The organism is Ruegeria sp. G7, from assembly GCF_056535465.1.
The window spans coordinates 1,876,105-1,893,766 of the sequence record NZ_JBQFIL010000001.1 but is presented as its reverse complement, the minus strand read 5'-3'; the positions used below and the strand labels follow the sequence as shown (position 1 = coordinate 1,893,766).

Sequence of the window (17,662 nt, the reverse complement as noted above, 5' to 3'; positions counted from 1 at the left end):
CTTTTATTCCCCGTCCGAAGGTGTGCGCACAGCCCCGCGCGGAAGCGTCAGAGCCTTGACAAGCAGTTCGAAATCCTTGCGCAGCTCGTTCATGCTGTCCTGACGACCGGCAGATATCTCTTCCAGAATGCGCAGCAACTGGACGTCCATCGAGCGCAGGCGCATACGACTTTCGGCATCAATCCCCTCACCCGCGCCATGTTCGCGCATGTGATCCAGCAAAGCATCCTGCCCCAGCGCCACGCGTTCCAGCGCGGCGGTGACGCCTTCGGTCTGGGCCTGCCGTTGGTTCATGTCAGTGATCGCATCCACCAGATGGCCCAGTTTGGCCGAGACCTGGGTGCGGTCCGCCTCATGCGCCGAGAAAAGGTCCTGCAGCGCATCCATCTGTTCGGACATCGCATCCAGCACTGGCGTCAGAACCGCCAGCTCCGCGCCCCCTTCATCCCCCGCCGCAAAGCCGACGCGGGTGATCGAGGACAGCCATTCCTCTAGCTCGCGATAAAACCGGTTCTGGCCATGACCCGCGAACAGCTCCAGCAGGCCGACGATCAGCGACCCGGCAAGCCCCAGCAGGGACGAGCCAAACGCAACGCCCATGCCCTGCAACTGAGACTCCAGCCCGGTCATCAAGCGGTTGAACACCGCCAACCCTTCCTCGCCTTCCTGCGGGTTCAGGCTGCGGATGGTGTCTACGATGGCCGGAACCGTGGTCGCCAGACCAAAGAACGTACCCAACAGGCCCAGATAGATCAGGACGTTGGTGATATAGCGCGTGATCTCGCGTTCTTCCTCGACCCGTTCAGCCACAGAGTCGAGAATCGACCGGGTCGAGCTGGAACTGATCTGGGACCGCGCCCCACGCGCCCGCAACAGCGACGCCAAGGGGGCCAGCAGTTGCGGCGGGCGCACGTCGTCGCGTTCAACACCGCCGACAAAGGCCTCGATCCAGCGAACGGAACCGATCAGTTGCGTCACCTGCAGGAAACAGGCCGCCACACCAATGACAAAGACCAGCAGGATGAATCCATTCAGGTACAGGTTGGCCTGAATCACGGGCAGCACATAAGGCAGGGCCATGAACACGCCAAGGCCCGACAGCCCGATTGCGATCAGCATCATGAGGATTTGACGGATCGGCTGCGAGAAATGCGGTCTCACGCCCTGTTGTGCCTGCGCCATGCGCGTGGCTCCCGGTATTGTCTGCTCTGGGCTGAACCTATCGAAGTTCCGGGCATGACGCCAAGGGTTTATGCGCTGATTGCGCGGACCCGTTGCGACAACCACTCAAGGTCGGGGTCATGTAGGCCGATCTCGCTCAGATGTGAAGCGGTGTTGTAGAGGTATTCGTCGTTAGGACCGCGCCCACCGACGGCATGCGCGATGATCTGGGCCTGCTCTTCCAACGGCAGGCCGCCACAATACTGAACATGATGCGCGTCGATCACGTATGTCACCGCGTTGACGACCTCACCGGCGTCCAGATGCACGTCCAGCATTCGCTCAAGATAGGCGGATGAGATCAGTTCGCGCTCGCGCAGTTCCGCTAGCGTGCGGTCTTCATGCCCGGCCTCGACGGCAAGCGCCAGACCGGTGCAGCGGGCCTCGGGCTGTTCGTCCAGGGCCAGCACCAGACCGGGGTCTTCCTCGGTGCCGCGATGGTGGATCGAACGCATGCAGAACGACCGGGCATAGCCGTGCAGCGTGGCGCGTTCGCTGCGGGCCACCGGAAAGCCGGGATTCCACAACAACGATCCATATCCGAAAACCCACATCGTCATAGCTCTGGTCCTTGCCCGTTTGGCCCTGTAAACACCAAATCCGAGGCAGGAAAAAGGGCCATTCATCATGCGGCGTCTGATACGCGTACTTGTGTTCATTGCCCTCGCGTGGAGCGCCTATTGGTTTGTCGCAGGCTACGGGCTGCGCAATGCCATCACCGGGTGGTTCGATCGCCAGCAGGAATTGGGTTGGCAGGCCGATTATTCGGATGTCGCCACCGCCGGGTATCCGCTGCAGCATATCACCCGTCTGAACAATCCCGCACTTGCCGATCCAGTGAACGGCACCGCCTGGAGCGCCGACTGGATCGAGTTCGAAAGTCCTGCCATCTGGCCGGGCCGTCAGATGCTGCGCTTTGCCAGCACACCACAGCGCCTGTCCTATTTCGACCAGACCACCACCGTTCAGGCCGAGGGGATGCAGGCCGAGTTGCACCTGCAACCCGGTGTCGCGCTGGTGCTTGAACGGATGGCCCTGACCGCCGGGCGCTGGCTGATCTCGGATGAGCAGGCCCCGCAGGCTGGCGGGCAAAGCCTCAGCCTGATCATGGCGCAATCCGGAACGCCCAAAAGCTACAACATCACCGCCAAAGTCGATGGCTTCACACCGGGCGAAGAGTTGCGACGGCTCATGCGCTCGGCTTCCTCTCTGCCGCAGTCCTTTGAGACGCTGGAGCTGGATAGCTTTATCACCTTTGACAAGCCATGGGATCGCAGTGCGCTGGAACAGGGTCGCCCGCAGCCGGTCGCGATTGACCTGAGGCTGGCCGAGGTGAAATGGGGCGAGCTACGGCTGTTCGCAACCGGCGAACTGGACGTTGACGATCAGGGCATCCCCACCGGAGAGATCGCGGTCAAGGCCGAGAACTGGCGTGACATGGTGGCTATGGCCAACGCTGCAGGGGCGCTACCGGATCAGGCGGTTGATCCGGTGACGCGGGCGCTGGGGTTCATGGCGGGTCTTGGCGGAAATCCAAACGCGCTGGATATGCAGCTGAACTTCCGCGATGGGTTTGTGGCTTTGGGGCCGCTGCCTCTGGGCCCCGCACCGCGGCTCATTCTGCGCTAACGGCAGTAAGACCCTCTGCGATAACGCGCTGTATCCAGATGGAAATGGTCGCGGTGATAGCGATCTGCATATGGTCCCAACACCGTTCCAAACGGTCCACACGCCCCACGCCAGACTTTGACCAGCTGCTTCTTTGATGGATTTTTGCGCCAGCCCTTCAGCACCGTCACAACCTCACCATCCGCCATCCGGAAACCCGAAATATCGATCGCCCGGCCCTTACCATGCTCGGATATCCGGGCCCCCTTTTGGTTATTTCTGGTTCGGCAGGCGTAGTGCGCCGCGACCTGCAGTTCGACAACCGGTCCACGTCGCTTGAAGGTCGGCTTTACGCTCTTTTCCACCCATTTGTTCAAGGCCTGCGCCGTGCCACAGTCCATGGTCGAAGGACGACTAAGCTTGACCCCCGCGACCGAGGTGATCTGAACCGCGTCCTTGATCCCGCAGGCCTTGATCTTCCCAGTCACCCGGCCAACAGGCGTGCCCTGAATATCAACATCGCCACACACCGAGCTTTTCCGCAGCTTGCGTTTTTTGAACAGAATCTTCTGCTCCATTTCCTCGGACCGCAGATAGGGCCGGATCGAATTTTCCGGGCCCAGAAATGGCAGGTCTGACGGTCGGGCAGCAGCAGCCGTCACCTGAGGCGAAACCGGTCGCAGTGCTGGCCGGATTTTTGCTGGAACGATGACCGCCCCCGCATCCGATAACGTCGGGCGTTTCAACGGAACAAGAGAGGTTTCGGGTGCCGCCGCGTGAACAGTCGTCGCCAGAACGACGAAACCAATTGCAATACAGCCGCTCAACCCTGTCATGTGGATGCTTTCCCCCGTCCGAAATCCGGCGCGTCTGTATCCTGCCCGGCGTCAATGATGCCCCGCCGGATGGCGCGGGTGCGGGTAAAGTAATCGAACAGTTGCTCTCCGTCACCTGTTCGGATCGCGCGCTGGAGCGCAAAAAGCTCTTCCGTGAAGCGGCCCAGAATTTCCAGCGTCGCATCTTTGTTTGTCAGGAACACATCGCGCCACATGGTCGGGTCCGAGGCTGCGATCCGGGTGAAATCCCGGAAGCCAGCCGCCGAGTATTTAATAACCTCGGTATCTGTCACCCGCCGAAGATCGTCGGCAACACCAACCATCGTGTAGGCAATCAGGTGCGGCGCGTGCGACGTCACCGCCAGCACAAGGTCATGGTGATCGGCATCCATCTCATCGACATTCGAGCCCATGCCTTCCCACAACGCACGCAGGCGGGCGATGGCATCCGGGTCCGACCCTTCGACCGGCACCAGCAAGGACCAGCGATTGTCAAACAGTTCAGCAAACCCGGATTCCGGCCCGGAATGCTCGGTCCCGGCCAGCGGGTGGGCCGGGATGAAATGCACGCCTTCGGGGATGTGAGGCGACACCGCCTCAATCACATGACGCTTGACCGAGCCCACATCCGAAACCGTCGCGCCCTGCTTCAGGACGGGTGCCATCTGTTCTGCAACCGCACCCATCGCACCGACGGGCACGCAGAGCACGACCAGATCGGCCCCCTCAACGGCCTCTTGCACCGTTTCACAAACGCGGTCGCACAGACCGATGCGGCGCGCGGTCTCTCGGGTCGCATCCGAGCGGGCATAACCAGTGACCTCTCCGGCCAGCCCTGCGCGTTTCATCGCCCAGAACATGGACGAGGCGATCAAGCCCAGCCCGATCAGCGCCACACGGTCATAAATCTGGCTCATGCAGCGCCCCCTTTGAACGCGGTAATGGCTGCAACCACACGGCGGCAGGCCTCTTCATCGCCCACGGTGATCCGCAGCGCGTTTGGCAGGTTGTAGCCCGCAACCCGTCGCACGATCAAACCCTGAGTTTTGAGATAGTCATCGCAGGCCTCCGCCTCGGCCTGATCGGCAAAACGGGCAAGTATGAAATTGGTACAGGACGGGTCCGAAGGCACACCGATCTTGGCCAGCTCATCCGACAACCAGACCCGCAGGCGCGCATTTTCGGACTGGCAGAATTGCAGGTAGTCTTCATCCTGCACCGCAGCCTCAGCGGCCGCCAAGGCGGTCAGCGACAGGTTAAAAGGCTGACGCACGCGGTTCAGCACATCAATGATCTCTTTCGCGGCATAGCCCCAGCCCACACGCATCCCCCCAAGCCCGTACACCTTTGAGAACGTCCGGGTCATGATCACGGTCTCGAACCGATCCACCAGCGCGGCACCGCCGTCAAAGCCATCGACAAACTCGGCATAGGCCCCATCCAACACCATCAGACAGTTGCCGGGCAGGGCCTTGGCTAGCCGTTCCAGCTCGGCCTCGGGGATCATGGTCGAGGTCGGATTGCCCGGGTTGGTCACGAACACGATCCGCGTCTTGTCGGTCACAGCGTTCAGGATATTGTCGACATCCACCTGCCGATCCCGCTCGGGCACCATAACCGGCGTGGCCCCAGCCATGCGCGCGATGATCGGATACATGGAAAAGCCATGTTCGGTATAGATCACTTCATCGCCAGGCCCGGTATAGGCTTGCGCCACGAACTGCAGTACCTCATCGCTGCCGACGCCACAGATCAACCGATCCGCATCCAGCCCGTGCCGCTGAGCGATCGCCGCCCGCAGGCTGGCGTGATCGGTGCTGGGATAACGGTGCAAGGTAGCGGCACTGTCGCGCACGGCCTCAATTGCCTTTGGACTTGGCCCAAACGGGTTCTCGTTCGAGCTGAGCTTGATGACCTCGGCCACCCCTGCCACATGGGACTGACCGCCCTGATACAGCGCGATGTCCATAATGCCGGGTTGGGGTATGGGTTTGGTCATGAGGGGCTCCGTTCCTTGCGCCCCTCATACCTGTCTCAACGGGTTGAGAAAAGTGGCAATTCCCTCAGGCCGCCTTGAAGCGGGCCGTCGCCGGATCGGCGTCATAGAACGGCGCATATTCCTCGGTCCGGCGCGACAGGTCATTGACGCTGTCGACGATGAACTGAACCGTCTCTTCGCTCATAAGATACGAGAAATTCAGCCGCACCCAGCCGGGTTTCTTCATCTCTTCACCCGCCGACAAAGCCGCGTGCAACTGGTCCGAGGTTTCGCGATCAATCCCCAGCAAACGGTGCGCATAAGGCCCCGCGCAAGCACAGCCACCCCGCGCCTGTATCCCGTAGATATCGCTGAGCATCCGCGTGAACAGCTGCTGATGCACGGGCTGCCCGTCGCTGTCCCGTACAAGGAACGAGAAGATCGGCAGACGATGCGCATTCTCGGTCCCCAGCAAGGTCAGGTGCGGATTGTCCGACCAACCCTCGATGGCCATCTTGTTGTAAAGCGCTTCGCGCCGCGCGATTTCGTCGGTTCCGACCGCATCCTTGACCATAAACGCCAGCGCCGCGCGGATGTCGCCGATGACATTGGGCGTGCCCGCCTCCTCCCGCGTCGCAAGATCGGTGCTGTAATCATGCCGCCAGGGCGAAACAAAGCTGACGGTGCCCCCACCCGGCCAGCTTGGACAACTGCGCTGAACCGCATTCTGATTGACCACCAGCACCCCGGACGCCCCCGGCCCGCCCGGAAACTTATGCGGCGAGACCACAATCGCATCCTTCCGCGCGCCATCCGACCCCATATCCATCGGCAGGTACGGCCCACCACCCGCATAATCCCAGACCGCCAGCGCCCCATGCGCCTTCAGCAGCCGGGTTACCGGATCAGGATCAGTGATGATGCCCGTGACATTGGAGGCCGCCGAGAACGATCCGATCACCAGATCAGCACCCGCATGTTCGACCAGAGCCGCCTCAAGCGCCTGCATATCCGGCCCACCGTCCGCTGCCTCAGGGATTTCCACCACCTCAGCCTTGCTTTCTCGCCATGGCAAGATGTTTGAGTGATGCTCATACGGCCCGATCAGCACAACCGGTCGGTCAGCCTCTTGCACTCCCAGCAGACTGACCAACCGGTTGAGGCCCGCGGTGGCACCGGACCCGGTGAAGATCACCGCATCCTCTTCCCTGGCACCAACAATGCGGGCGATCTCGGCCCGCGCCTCGCGGCGCAGACGGGTCATATAAGACCCACAATACGAGGCTTCGGTGTGGCTGTTGGCATAAAACGGCAACACATGCGCAGTCACAAAATCCTCAACCTGCCGCAACGCGCGACCCGAAGCGACGTAATCCGCATATACAAGCGGCACATCCTGATGCAGACCCGGGATGAGTACCCCCTCACCAATCAGCCCGTCGCGCAGAGTATTTCCGTGAATGGCAGATTGAATATCCGCGCGAAAGATGGACAGGGTCATTGCACAATCTCCGTATTGCTAAACTCAATGTGATTGATGCGCCGCGCGGAAACCTCACCTATTTTTGTATCTTGTTGGTATTTTTTGTGTCATATGATCTCTTGTGGAAGATAAAATCGATCAAATAGACAAACGCGTCCTGAAAGAGCTGCAGAAAGACGCCACACTGTCCCAACGCGAGCTGGCGGATCGGGTCGGCCTGTCCCAGAACGCCTGCTGGCGACGGCTGAAGGCCCTGAACGATAACGGGGTGCTACAAGGCTCATCCGCCAGGATCGCGCGTGAGAAACTGGGGCTGAACCTCGTGGTCTTCGTCATGCTCCGCACCCGCCACCATTCGGCCGAGTGGCTGCAGGCCTTTCGCAGCCATGTGCTGACCATACCCGAGGTGGTAGATTTCCACCGCATCGGCGGCGATTATGACTATCAGCTCAAGGTCGTCACACAGGATATGACCTCATATGACAAGGTCTACCAACGCCTGATCGAAAAGGTCGAACTCGACAGCGTGACCTCCTACTTCGCCATGGAGGCCATTGCCGAAGGCCGCCCCCTCCCAATCTGATCCAGATCTTCATCTGGCCAAAAATATCCCGGGGGAGTCGCACAGCGACGGGGGCAGAGCCCCCATCCAAACAAAAAAGACCGCGCTGAAAGCGCGGCCCTTGTTTTCTCGATATCGGCGAAGATCAGTTCTTCGCGTAGAATTCGACGACCAGGTTCGGCTCCATCATCACCGGATACGGCACATCGCTCAGACCCGGTGCGCGCACGAAGGTCGCGGTCATTTTCGAGTGGTCGGCATCAATGTAGTCAGGCACATCACGCTCAGCCAAACCGACAGCTTCCAGAACAACGGCCAACTGCTTGGACTTGTCACGCACTTCGATCACGTCGCCTTCTTTGACGCGGTAGCTGGGGATGTTGACCCGCTTGCCGTTCACCTTGACGTGGCCATGGTTCACAAACTGACGCGCAGCAAACACGGTCGGTACGAATTTGGCGCGGTAAACGACCGCGTCCAGACGGCGCTCCAGCAGCCCGATCAGGTTTTCACCGGTGTCGCCTTTGACACGCTCGGCTTCGGCATAGATGCGGCGGAACTGCTTCTCGGTCAGGTCGCCATAGTAGCCTTTCAGCTTCTGCTTGGCGCGCAGCTGCAGACCAAAGTCCGACAGCTTACCCTTGCGGCGCTGGCCATGCTGGCCGGGGCCGTATTCACGACGATTGACCGGGGATTTCGGACGACCCCAGATGTTTTCGCCCATCCGGCGGTCGATTTTATACTTGGCAGACGTGCGTTTGGTCACGGCTGATCTCCTTCTTTAGGTCGAGGCCCGTTCAGGCCACTATGAAGGGCGTTGTCCTCTTGAGGTTTCCCCCATGACAGGCATCCCCTTGCGGGGGCCACCAACACCAATGAAGTCGCGCTTATATCCGGGGCTTTGGCAGAGTCAACACGTCTCGTTACCTACTGAACGAGATTCGGCCCATTATTATCTGAGGTCAGATTACTCTGCCGCCAGCGTCGCCATGCCAGGAGCCACTCTCGCAAGCGGCTGCGCTGCGGCTGGGAACGCGACAACGGTGCTGTCTGCTGCCCGGTGGATCACGGCAGGCTCGATCTGATCCGCAACAGCGCTGATCCAGAATTCCTGACCAGCCTGCGGTGCTTCGTTCTCAAACACCAGGACCGGTGCAGTTTCGCCCAGAACCGTCGCCAATCGGGCCACGAATTTCTGTGCACCATTCGAGAATTCAATCCTGTCCAGATCCGAACTCACCTGAACGGCTTCACCCTGCAACCAGCGCGCAATATCCGAGAGCTCGTCGCATAACACCTGACCTCGCAGATCGCCACCAAATTCGGTTGTCAATTGAAACGCGCGACCTCGCCAAGACCAGGACGCCCCTACAGACACCAAACCAAGAGGTGCCGCCTCAAGACCGTCAACTTCTGTTTGAGACCAAGAAATAGCTATATGACCGTTTGTTCCGGTTCTCATCTACCCGCCCGCACTTTTACTCATCCCACCATTAACAATTTCTGTCTATCAATGATGAAATGGGCAGAAAAGAGACCGAATTGCAGCATTCACAAAAATGTTGCCAAAGAACAAACTCACTTTGAGACTAAGCATATCGTCTCGCGATGCGGTTTGGATTTTGGACGCTAGCCTCGCGGTGAGGACGTTAAGCACGCAGTCTGGTGGGCTTTTTGTAGATTGAACGGGCTGTTTGGATATTGGTTGCGGGAGCAGGATTTGAACCTGCGACCTTCAGGTTATGAGCCTGACGAGGTGAGGACGTTAAGCAATTGATCCAGTGGATCAATTGTAGTCTGCACGGGCTGTACTGAGATTTTCTGACGCTGGTTGCGGGAGTAGGATTTGAACCTACGACCTTCAGGTTATGAGCCTGACGAGCTACCGGGCTGCTCCATCCCGCGACACTTTTTTGTGGCCTACCGCCTATTCGGCTACTTGAGGCCGGGTCGTATTCTGCTGATCGTTTAGAGAGACTGTTGGGCTTTTACTAGGTTTGGCGGTGACCTACTCTCCCGGGGCTTAAGCCCAAGTACCATTGGCGCGGCAGTGCTTAACTTCCGGGTTCGGGATGGGACCGGGTGTTTCACTTGCGCTATGACCACCAAACCGAGGAAAAGCCCACGTCGCTGTTTTTGCGGAGCAAAAAAGCGACGGGTGGCAGGCAGCGTATTCGCTTGCGAATACGCGTTGCCACTCGGTTGTGTTTCAATCAACATCGCGGCTTGGCGCTGCGACGTCATCCATGTTCAAGGTGTGTATGCTTTTGGTGATTTGTCTTTCCATTACTGGATCAAATCAAGCCTATCGGGCGATTAGTACCGGTCAACTGAACGCATTACTGCGCTTACATCTCCGGCCTATTGACGTGGTGGTCTTCCACGGCCCTCAGGGAGACCTTGTTTTGAGGGGGGCTTCCCGCTTAGATGCCTTCAGCGGTTATCCTGTCCGATCATAGCTACCCAGCACTGCCGTTGGCACGACAACTGGTCCACCAGTGGATCGTTCACCCCGGTCCTCTCGTACTAGGGGCAACTCCTCTCAAGTCTCCTACACCCACGGCAGATAGGGACCGAACTGTCTCACGACGTTCTAAACCCAGCTCACGTACCTCTTTAAACGGCGAACAGCCGTACCCTTGGGACCTGCTCCAGCCCCAGGATGAGATGAGCCGACATCGAGGTGCCAAACACTGCCGTCGATATGGACTCTTGGGCAGTATCAGCCTGTTATCCCCGGCGTACCTTTTATCCGTTGAGCGATGGCCCTTCCACTCGGGACCACCGGATCACTATGGCCGTCTTTCGACTCTGCTCGACTTGTCAGTCTTGCAGTCAGGCTGGCTTCTGCCATTGCACTCAACGAGCGATTTCCGACCGCTCTGAGCCAACCTTCGCGCGCCTCCGTTACGCTTTAGGAGGCGACCGCCCCAGTCAAACTACCCGCCACGCAGGGTCCCGGATCCGGATAACGGACCGCGGTTAGACATCAAGAGTGCGAAGGGTGGTATCTCAAGGGAGGCTCCACGGATACTTGCGTTTCCGCTTCAAAGCCTACCACCTATCCTGCACATCACAATCCTGATGCCAGTGCGAAGCTGTAGTAAAGGTGCACGGGGTCTTTCCGTCTAACCGCGGGAAGCCTGCATCTTGACAGGCAATTCAATTTCGCTGAGTCGATGTTGGAGACAGCGGGGAAGTCGTTACGCCATTCGTGCAGGTCGGAACTTACCCGACAAGGAATTTCGCTACCTTAGGACCGTTATAGTTACGGCCGCCGTTTACCTGGGCTTCAATTCAAGGCTCTCACCTCTCCTTTTAACCTTCAGGCACCGGGCAGGCGTCAGACCCTATACGTCGTCTTGCGACTTCGCAGAGCCCTGTGTTTTTAATAAACAGTCGCCACCCCCTGGTTTGTGCCCCCAGCCCCTAGTTGCCTAGGAACCGGGCCTCCTTCTCGCGAACTTACGGAGGTATTTTGCCGAGTTCCTTCAACATCGTTCTCTCAAGCGCCTTGGTATGCTCTACCAGTCCACCTGTGTCGGTTTAGGGTACGGTCTCATGGAGGGCTATTTCCAGGAACCACTCAGCAGCCCAATCAATCCGATAAGATTGAACTACACCTGTGATCCGTCACATCCTCCTGGCCCAGGAATATTAACCTGGTTCCCATCGCCTACGCCTTTCGGCCTCGGCTTAGGGGCCGGCTTACCCTGCTCAGATTAGCTTTAAGCAGGAACCCTTGGACTTTCGGCGAGAGTGTCTCTCACACTCTTTGTCGCTACTCATGTCATCATTCTCACTAGTGATCTCTCCACGGGATCGCTCACGCGCCCGCTTCATCGAAAGCCTCTCTCCTCCAATCTGCCCGAAGGCATGAAGGAGGAATGAGACTATGTCACACTACGCTCTGCTACCGATGCTTACGCATCCCTAGACTTCGGCTCATGGCTTGAGCCCCGTTACATCTTCGCCGCAGGACAACTTATTTAGACCAGTGAGCTGTTACGCTATCTTTAAAGGATGGCTGCTTCTAAGCCAACCTCCTGGTTGTTTTGGTCGTCCCACCTGCTTTCCCACTTAGCCATGAATTGGGGGCCTTAGTCGTAGGTCAGGGTTGTTTCCCTCTCCACTACGGACGTTAGCATCCGCAGTGTGTCTGCCATCTAGTACTCCCGGGTATTCGGAGTTTGGTTAGGATCAGTAAGCCTGTGGGGCCCCATTACCCATCCAGTGCTCTACCCCCCGGGGTATTCGGATGACGCTCTACCTAAATAGATTTCGCAGAGAACCAGCTATCTCCGAGTTTGATTGGCCTTTCACCCCTAGGCACAGCTCATCCCGATCCTTTTCAACGGATGTGGGTTCGGTCCTCCAGTAAGTGTTACCTTACCTTCAACCTGGCCATGCCTAGATCACTCGGTTTCGGGTCTGATCCCACGAACTCATGCGCCCTATTAAGACTCGCTTTCGCTACGCCTACACCTAACGGCTTAAGCTTGCTCGTAAGACCAAGTCGATGACCCATTATACAAAAGGTACGCCGTCAGATCTCGAGGATCCTCCGACTGATTGTAGGCGTTCGGTTTCAGGTACTGTTTCACTCCCCTCGTCGGGGTGCTTTTCACCTTTCCCTCACGGTACTGGTTCGCTATCGGTCAGCAAGGAGTACTTAGCCTTCGAAGGTGGTCCTCCGATCTTCAGACAGAATTTCACGTGTTCCGCCCTACTTAATACGTCCATCAAAGCTTCCTATACGGGGCTGTCACCCGCTATGGCCACGCTTCCCAACGTGTTCTAGTCACTTATCTGGCTCGGCTGGTCCCCGTTCGCTCGCCGCTACTAGGGGAGTATCAATTGATTTCCTTTCCTCCGGGTACTTAGATGTTTCAGTTCCCCGGGTTTGCTCTTAAAACCCTATGTATTCAGGTCTTAAGTACTTGGTTAAGCGACATATTGATTATCAGAGATAACAATATGAAGCTTTCAAGTGGGTTGCCCCATTCAGAAATCCATGGATCAAAGCTTATTCTCAGCTCCCCATGGCTTATCGCAGAGTATCACGTCTTTCATCGCCTCTTGCTGCCAAGGCATTCACCAAACGCCCTTCTCGCGCTTGATTTGATCCAGAAAAAGAAAGACTGGACTTGCGAAGCAAGTCCATAACGGGTCGGAAGCTGGAACAACCAACCCCTTTTCCTGAACCAAAAGCATACTTTCCCGCTCTTCATCCTGGAACCCACACTTCCGATGTCGGTCGGACCCGTGTGGAAGAATGAAGAACATGCATAACTGTTAAGTTATGCGGGTTAGTGTACTTGACTTGGACAACTCTGTTCGTTTCAGCCGGGATATTCAAAGAGGGACGAGGAAACATCCCTAATCAAACCTCCTCACTATGTGTGCTACCGCCTATTCGGCTACTTGAGCACGTGAGGACCAACTGAGATCAACGCCACACTCGGCGCGATCAAACAGTGTTGATTGATTTCTCTCTAAACGATGTCAATTGCGGCGACTTTCGAAGAAAGTCGTCCGGTGCGAGGCAGCGTATTCTCGAAGAGAATGCGCGTTCGCACACCATAGTCTGTAAGAACAGACATCTCAGCATTCCGCAAAATGCTCAAAAACCTGTTCTGTTTGGATATCAGGCCAATCCGGAGAACCGCTCTCATTGCTTTTGCAAGCAAAAGCAACTGCCGCTCCGCACTGCGTGGAACCGTTGTTCGTCGTATTTTGCTTTGCAAAATAAGACGGTGGTGGGTCGAGGAGGACTTGAACCTCCGACCTCACGCTTATCAGGCGTGCGCTCTAACCACCTGAGCTACCGACCCAGCTGATTTTGCTGCCAGCAAAATCGGCGTCGCCGACAGGCGTTGCGAAGCAATGCCGAGAGGGCCAGCCCTACGTGGTTACAAGGGCCAAATCCTGGTGGAGCCTAGGAGGATCGAACTCCTGACCTCCTGAATGCAAATCAGGCGCTCTCCCAGCTGAGCTAAGGCCCCTTGAAGAACCCTGCATTCAGGGCTCAGTGTCTGAAGAGATATGAGGACGGCTCGGTCCATGAGTTTGACCAACTTTGTTTGTTGATCTTCTGCTAAGTGTTCCACGATCAAGAGCAAGCTCAAGATGCCAGGAACATCCTTAGAAAGGAGGTGATCCAGCCGCAGGTTCCCCTACGGCTACCTTGTTACGACTTCACCCCAGTCGCTGATCCTACCGTGGTCCGCTGCCTCCAAAAGGTTAGCGCACGGCCGTCGGGTAGAACCAACTCCCATGGTGTGACGGGCGGTGTGTACAAGGCCCGGGAACGTATTCACCGCGTCATGCTGTTACGCGATTACTAGCGATTCCGACTTCATGGGGTCGAGTTGCAGACCCCAATCCGAACTGAGACAGTTTTTTGGGATTAACCCATTGTCACTGCCATTGTAGCACGTGTGTAGCCCAACCCGTAAGGGCCATGAGGACTTGACGTCATCCACACCTTCCTCCCGCTTATCACGGGCAGTTTCCATAGAGTGCCCAGCCGAACTGCTGGCAACTAGGGATGTGGGTTGCGCTCGTTGCCGGACTTAACCGAACATCTCACGACACGAGCTGACGACAGCCATGCAGCACCTGTCACCGAGTCACCGAAGTGAAAGGCCCATCTCTGGACCGGTCCCGGGATGTCAAGGGTTGGTAAGGTTCTGCGCGTTGCTTCGAATTAAACCACATGCTCCACCGCTTGTGCGGGCCCCCGTCAATTCCTTTGAGTTTTAATCTTGCGACCGTACTCCCCAGGCGGAATGCTTAATCCGTTAGGTGTGTCACCGAATAGCATGCTACCCGACGACTGGCATTCATCGTTTACGGTGTGGACTACCAGGGTATCTAATCCTGTTTGCTCCCCACACTTTCGCACCTCAGCGTCAGTATCGAGCCAGTGAGCCGCCTTCGCCACTGGTGTTCCTCCGAATATCTACGAATTTCACCTCTACACTCGGAATTCCACTCACCTCTCTCGAACTCTAGACCAATAGTTTTGGAGGCAGTTCCGGGGTTGAGCCCCGGGATTTCACCCCCAACTTTCTGGTCCGCCTACGTGCGCTTTACGCCCAGTAATTCCGAACAACGCTAACCCCCTCCGTATTACCGCGGCTGCTGGCACGGAGTTAGCCGGGGTTTCTTTACCTGCTACCGTCATTATCTTCACAGGCGAAAGAGCTTTACGACCCTAAGGCCTTCATCACTCACGCGGCATGGCTGGATCAGGGTTGCCCCCATTGTCCAAGATTCCCCACTGCTGCCTCCCGTAGGAGTCTGGGCCGTGTCTCAGTCCCAGTGTTGCTGATCATCCTCTAAAACCAGCTATAGATCGTAGGCTTGGTAGGCCATTACCCCACCAACTACCTAATCTAACGCGGGCTAATCCTTTGGCGATAAATCTTTCCCCCGAAGGGCTCATACGGTATTACTCTCCGTTTCCAGAGGCTATTCCGTACCAAAGGGCATATTCCCACGCGTTACTAACCCGTCCGCCGCTCACCCCGAAAGGCGCGCTCGACTTGCATGTGTTAGGCCTGCCGCCAGCGTTCGTTCTGAGCCAGGATCAAACTCTCAAGTTGAAAGCACATTGCTGCGCTATCCTTGACGTTCGAACCTCTGCACATCCTTGATTGTGCTACCGCCTATTCGGCTACTTGAGCACAGGTAGCTTACGCTACGCTGCAGCTACCAAACCGCACAAACGATACCCCCAACCCGGCTAGGCCAAGGGACAATCAAGAGTCATCTGTTTGATGTACACAGATCTCCTAAGAAATCAGTGAACCACTCAAACAGTGAAGCTGACACTCTATAATCGGCGCTACCGCTTACGCTACTTGAGCGCAAAACAATATAACCTAAGAGCGCGATATACAGACATTCAATCCGTCGAAACGAACCAAACCGCCCACATATCTCTTCAGTTATCCATCAATGTCAAAGAACAAAACACCCAGAGCCAAAAATCAGACCAGTGCGCCAATCCCTCAGCGCGCCCGCCTAAACCTCAACCTCAGATGCCCCCAGTCTCTCCCGAGCGTCCAACCGTCTCTCCGGCCCGTCTCCGCTACCACCGTAGCGTCCCAACAACAACCTCAGCTGCGCCGGTGAAGGGGTATTTACGGTTTGGGTCCGAGACCTGCAAGTGGAAAAAACATGAAACTCGATAAAAAACTGAAATTATTATTTATCCATTACTTATCAAAAGCTTAGATCAAGACAAGTAATTCAGTCCTCATATCTTCGCCCCAACTACAAGCGATAGATCGCACCAAAACCTGCTTATTCACACATATACCCACAGACTCGGCCCCGAGTCAGGCGGAGTCGACCTGCCGCAAGCGGATCAGAAAGGGCTGAATCGGCAGGCGCAGGGCCAACAAGCCCAGAATCGTCGTCAGATAGAGCAATGGTTCGATCTGAAAGCCTTTGGCCAGCATCACATAATGCAAAGCCCCCAGAATCGCGGCCACGTAGGTCAGACGATGCAGATTGCGCCAACGTGGACCGAGGCGGCGCACCGACCAGTTATTTGAGGTGATCGCAAGCGGCAGCATCAGAACAAATCCCGCCATCCCGACAGTGATATAGGGCCGTTTGATGATATCCGCCCAGATCTGGCTGGGGATTTGCACGTCCAGCACCAGCCAGACCAACAGATGCAGCGATACATAAGAAAACGTCAGGATACCGATCGCCCGGCGGAACTTCATCAGGTTCAGCCCGACAAAGCGCCGCAAAGGCGAAATCGCCAGACCCAGAATCAGAAGCTGCAGCGCCAACTCGCCAAACTGATGCTCCAATGCCTCAATCGGTTCCACGCCGAGGCCTCCGGTCAGCCCCTGATAGAATAGCCACGGCGCAGGCAGAGCGCCCAGCATGTAAACGGCCCAGACAGGGACCCGGCGCAGGATGTCATTGAGGCGTTGCATGGTCTCAGTAGTATTTGGCCAAATCCATACCTTCGTAAAGGCTGGCGACCTCGTTCTCGTATCCGTTGAACATCAGGGTCGGTACGCGTTTGGCAAACAGGCCGCCTCCTACCTGCCGTTCCGACGCCTGAGACCAACGTGGGTGATCAACGTTCGGGTTCACGTTGCTGTAGAATCCGTACTCGCGCGGGCCCGCCATGTTCCAACTGGTGGGCGGCTGCGTGTCGGTCAAGGTGATGCGCACGATGGATTTGATCGATTTGAACCCGTATTTCCAAGGCACCACCAACCGCAGCGGCGCACCGTTCTGGTTCGGGATCGTCCTGCCGTAAATGCCGGTGGCCATGATCGTCAGCGGGTGCATCGCCTCGTCCAGGCGCAGACCTTCACGGTAGGGCCATTCAAGCACCGGGAAAGCAACTCCGGGCATTTCATCTGGGCGATAAGCCGTCTCGAAGGCGACGTATTTCGCACCCTCCTGGACGCCCGCCATATTCAGCAGATCAGCCAGTTCGAACCCATCCCATGGTATGACCATCGACCACGCCTCGACGCAGCGAAAGCGATAGATGCGCTCTTCAATGGTCATCTCGGACATGATATCCTTGAAGTCATACTCTCCGGGGCGGTCAACCAGACCATCGATGGTGACGCTCCAAGGCTCGGTCACCAGTGTGTGCGCGTACTTCGCCGGATCATCCTTGCGGGTGCCGAACTCATAATAGTTGTTATATGATGTGATCTCTTCCCACGTATTCGGCTCCAGCGTTTCCGCCGCTGCACCGGGTCGCGCCATCCCAGCCAGCCCGACACCTGCCAGCCCGGCCATCACTTGCCGCCGGTTCAGAAACGCCGCCCTTGGCGTGACGTCGGCATGTGTCAATGTGTTGGTCCAGCGGTGCGCCATGTAAGTCTCCGTAAACAGTCTGCCTCGGGGTAGAGGTAGTCCGCTCATAGCACAGAGCCAGGGAAACCGGCGTAACGATTGAGCGAAGAGACTGTAACGAAACG

At 57.2% G+C, this 17,662-nt stretch carries 12 protein-coding genes, 3 tRNA genes and 3 rRNA genes; 2 read left to right on the top strand and 16 right to left on the bottom strand.

From position 1 onward, the window contains the following. Nucleotides 1–3 precede the first annotated feature (3 nt). Together ACR3EN_RS09495 and ACR3EN_RS09490 are read right to left on the bottom strand one after the other, a co-directional pair. Nucleotides 4–1,182: a biopolymer transporter ExbB gene (locus tag ACR3EN_RS09495; RefSeq protein WP_480823109.1), complete on the bottom strand. Its 1,179-nt coding sequence runs from the start codon at nt 1,180–1,182 to the stop codon at nt 4–6. 68 nt (nt 1,183–1,250) lie between these two features. Beyond that, nucleotides 1,251–1,781, bottom strand: coding sequence for a gamma-glutamylcyclotransferase (locus tag ACR3EN_RS09490; protein WP_480823111.1), 531 nt, complete (start codon nt 1,779–1,781; stop codon nt 1,251–1,253). Between the two features lie 67 nt (nt 1,782–1,848). On the opposite strand from ACR3EN_RS09490, the gene ACR3EN_RS09485 reads away from it, so the two are divergent. After that, on the top strand, nt 1,849–2,850 hold the full coding sequence (locus tag ACR3EN_RS09485; protein ID WP_480823113.1) for a DUF2125 domain-containing protein: 1,002 nt from the start codon (nt 1,849–1,851) through the stop codon (nt 2,848–2,850). Here ACR3EN_RS09485 and ACR3EN_RS09480 read toward each other — a convergent pair. The 4 genes from ACR3EN_RS09480 to ACR3EN_RS09465 all read right to left on the bottom strand — a co-directional run bounded on the left by ACR3EN_RS09480 (nt 2,847) and on the right by ACR3EN_RS09465 (nt 7,144). Next, nucleotides 2,847–3,665, bottom strand: a complete 819-nt coding sequence (locus tag ACR3EN_RS09480; protein ID WP_480823115.1) for an extensin-like domain-containing protein — start codon at nt 3,663–3,665, stop codon at nt 2,847–2,849. The genes ACR3EN_RS09485 and ACR3EN_RS09480 overlap by 4 nt on opposite strands. Next, nucleotides 3,662–4,582, bottom strand: coding sequence for a prephenate/arogenate dehydrogenase family protein (locus tag ACR3EN_RS09475; protein WP_480823117.1), 921 nt, complete (start codon nt 4,580–4,582; stop codon nt 3,662–3,664). Before ACR3EN_RS09475 ends, ACR3EN_RS09480 begins: the two co-directional genes overlap by 4 nt. Continuing rightward, nucleotides 4,579–5,664 carry a histidinol-phosphate transaminase gene (hisC, locus tag ACR3EN_RS09470; RefSeq protein WP_480823119.1) on the bottom strand — a complete coding sequence of 362 codons (1,086 nt, stop codon included), beginning with the start codon at nt 5,662–5,664 and terminating at the stop codon, nt 4,579–4,581. The genes ACR3EN_RS09475 and hisC overlap by 4 nt, the downstream gene beginning before the upstream one ends. Before the next feature lie 64 nt (nt 5,665–5,728). Next, on the bottom strand, nt 5,729–7,144 hold the full coding sequence (locus ACR3EN_RS09465) for an aminotransferase class V-fold PLP-dependent enzyme (RefSeq protein ID WP_480823121.1): 1,416 nt from the start codon (nt 7,142–7,144) through the stop codon (nt 5,729–5,731). Between the two features lie 103 nt (nt 7,145–7,247). Between ACR3EN_RS09465 and ACR3EN_RS09460 the strand changes: the two genes are divergently transcribed. Continuing rightward, on the top strand, nt 7,248–7,709 hold the full coding sequence (locus ACR3EN_RS09460; protein WP_480530843.1) for an Lrp/AsnC family transcriptional regulator: 462 nt from the start codon (nt 7,248–7,250) through the stop codon (nt 7,707–7,709). A gap of 124 nt (nt 7,710–7,833) precedes the next feature. Here the strand turns inward: ACR3EN_RS09460 and rpsD are convergent, their stop codons facing one another. From rpsD to msrP, 10 genes are all read right to left on the bottom strand, one after another. After that, entirely contained in the window at nt 7,834–8,454 is a 621-nt protein-coding gene (rpsD, locus tag ACR3EN_RS09455) for a 30S ribosomal protein S4 (RefSeq protein WP_170392466.1), read from the bottom strand. Between the two features lie 201 nt (nt 8,455–8,655). Then, nucleotides 8,656–9,021, bottom strand: coding sequence for a hypothetical protein (locus ACR3EN_RS09450; RefSeq protein ID WP_480823124.1), 366 nt, complete (start codon nt 9,019–9,021; stop codon nt 8,656–8,658). Between the two features lie 495 nt (nt 9,022–9,516). Further along, nucleotides 9,517–9,593, bottom strand: a tRNA-Met gene (locus tag ACR3EN_RS09445). A 90-nt stretch (nt 9,594–9,683) separates the two neighbouring features. Further along, a 5S ribosomal RNA gene (gene rrf, locus ACR3EN_RS09440) occupies nt 9,684–9,798 on the bottom strand. Nucleotides 9,799–9,983: 185 nt separating this feature from the next. Further along, nucleotides 9,984–12,810, bottom strand: a 23S ribosomal RNA gene (locus ACR3EN_RS09435). Between the two features lie 635 nt (nt 12,811–13,445). Then, nucleotides 13,446–13,522: transfer RNA gene (locus ACR3EN_RS09430), tRNA-Ile, on the bottom strand. Nucleotides 13,523–13,617: 95 nt separating this feature from the next. Then, nucleotides 13,618–13,693, bottom strand: a tRNA-Ala gene (locus ACR3EN_RS09425). Between the two features lie 143 nt (nt 13,694–13,836). After that, nucleotides 13,837–15,298 (bottom strand): 16S ribosomal RNA (locus ACR3EN_RS09420). The 16S, 23S and 5S rRNA genes sit together here with 3 tRNA genes alongside, the layout of an rRNA operon. 738 nt (nt 15,299–16,036) lie before the next feature. After that, the gene (msrQ, locus tag ACR3EN_RS09415) at nt 16,037–16,651 is read right to left on the bottom strand and encodes a protein-methionine-sulfoxide reductase heme-binding subunit MsrQ (RefSeq protein WP_480825142.1); all 615 of its coding nucleotides are present in this window, start codon (nt 16,649–16,651) and stop codon (nt 16,037–16,039) included. A gap of 4 nt (nt 16,652–16,655) precedes the next feature. Next, entirely contained in the window at nt 16,656–17,558 is a 903-nt protein-coding gene (gene msrP / locus ACR3EN_RS09410) for a protein-methionine-sulfoxide reductase catalytic subunit MsrP (protein ID WP_480825144.1), read from the bottom strand. Nucleotides 17,559–17,662: the final 104 nt, after the last annotated feature.

What these genes read in the sequence shown, in the direction of transcription:
- msrP (WP_480825144.1), bottom strand. Translation starts at nt 17,558, where the DNA reads ATGGCGCACCGCTGGACCAACACATTGACACATGCCGACGTCACGCCA.
- hisC (WP_480823119.1), bottom strand. Translation starts at nt 5,664, where the DNA reads ATGACCAAACCCATACCCCAACCCGGCATTATGGACATCGCGCTGTAT.
- ACR3EN_RS09475 (WP_480823117.1), bottom strand. Translation starts at nt 4,582, where the DNA reads ATGAGCCAGATTTATGACCGTGTGGCGCTGATCGGGCTGGGCTTGATC.
- ACR3EN_RS09480 (WP_480823115.1), bottom strand. Translation starts at nt 3,665, where the DNA reads ATGACAGGGTTGAGCGGCTGTATTGCAATTGGTTTCGTCGTTCTGGCG.
- ACR3EN_RS09495 (WP_480823109.1), bottom strand. Translation starts at nt 1,182, where the DNA reads ATGGCGCAGGCACAACAGGGCGTGAGACCGCATTTCTCGCAGCCGATC.
- ACR3EN_RS09490 (WP_480823111.1), bottom strand. Translation starts at nt 1,781, where the DNA reads ATGACGATGTGGGTTTTCGGATATGGATCGTTGTTGTGGAATCCCGGC.
- ACR3EN_RS09485 (WP_480823113.1), top strand. Translation starts at nt 1,849, where the DNA reads ATGCGGCGTCTGATACGCGTACTTGTGTTCATTGCCCTCGCGTGGAGC.
- msrQ (WP_480825142.1), bottom strand. Translation starts at nt 16,651, where the DNA reads ATGCAACGCCTCAATGACATCCTGCGCCGGGTCCCTGTCTGGGCCGTT.
- ACR3EN_RS09465 (WP_480823121.1), bottom strand. Translation starts at nt 7,144, where the DNA reads ATGACCCTGTCCATCTTTCGCGCGGATATTCAATCTGCCATTCACGGA.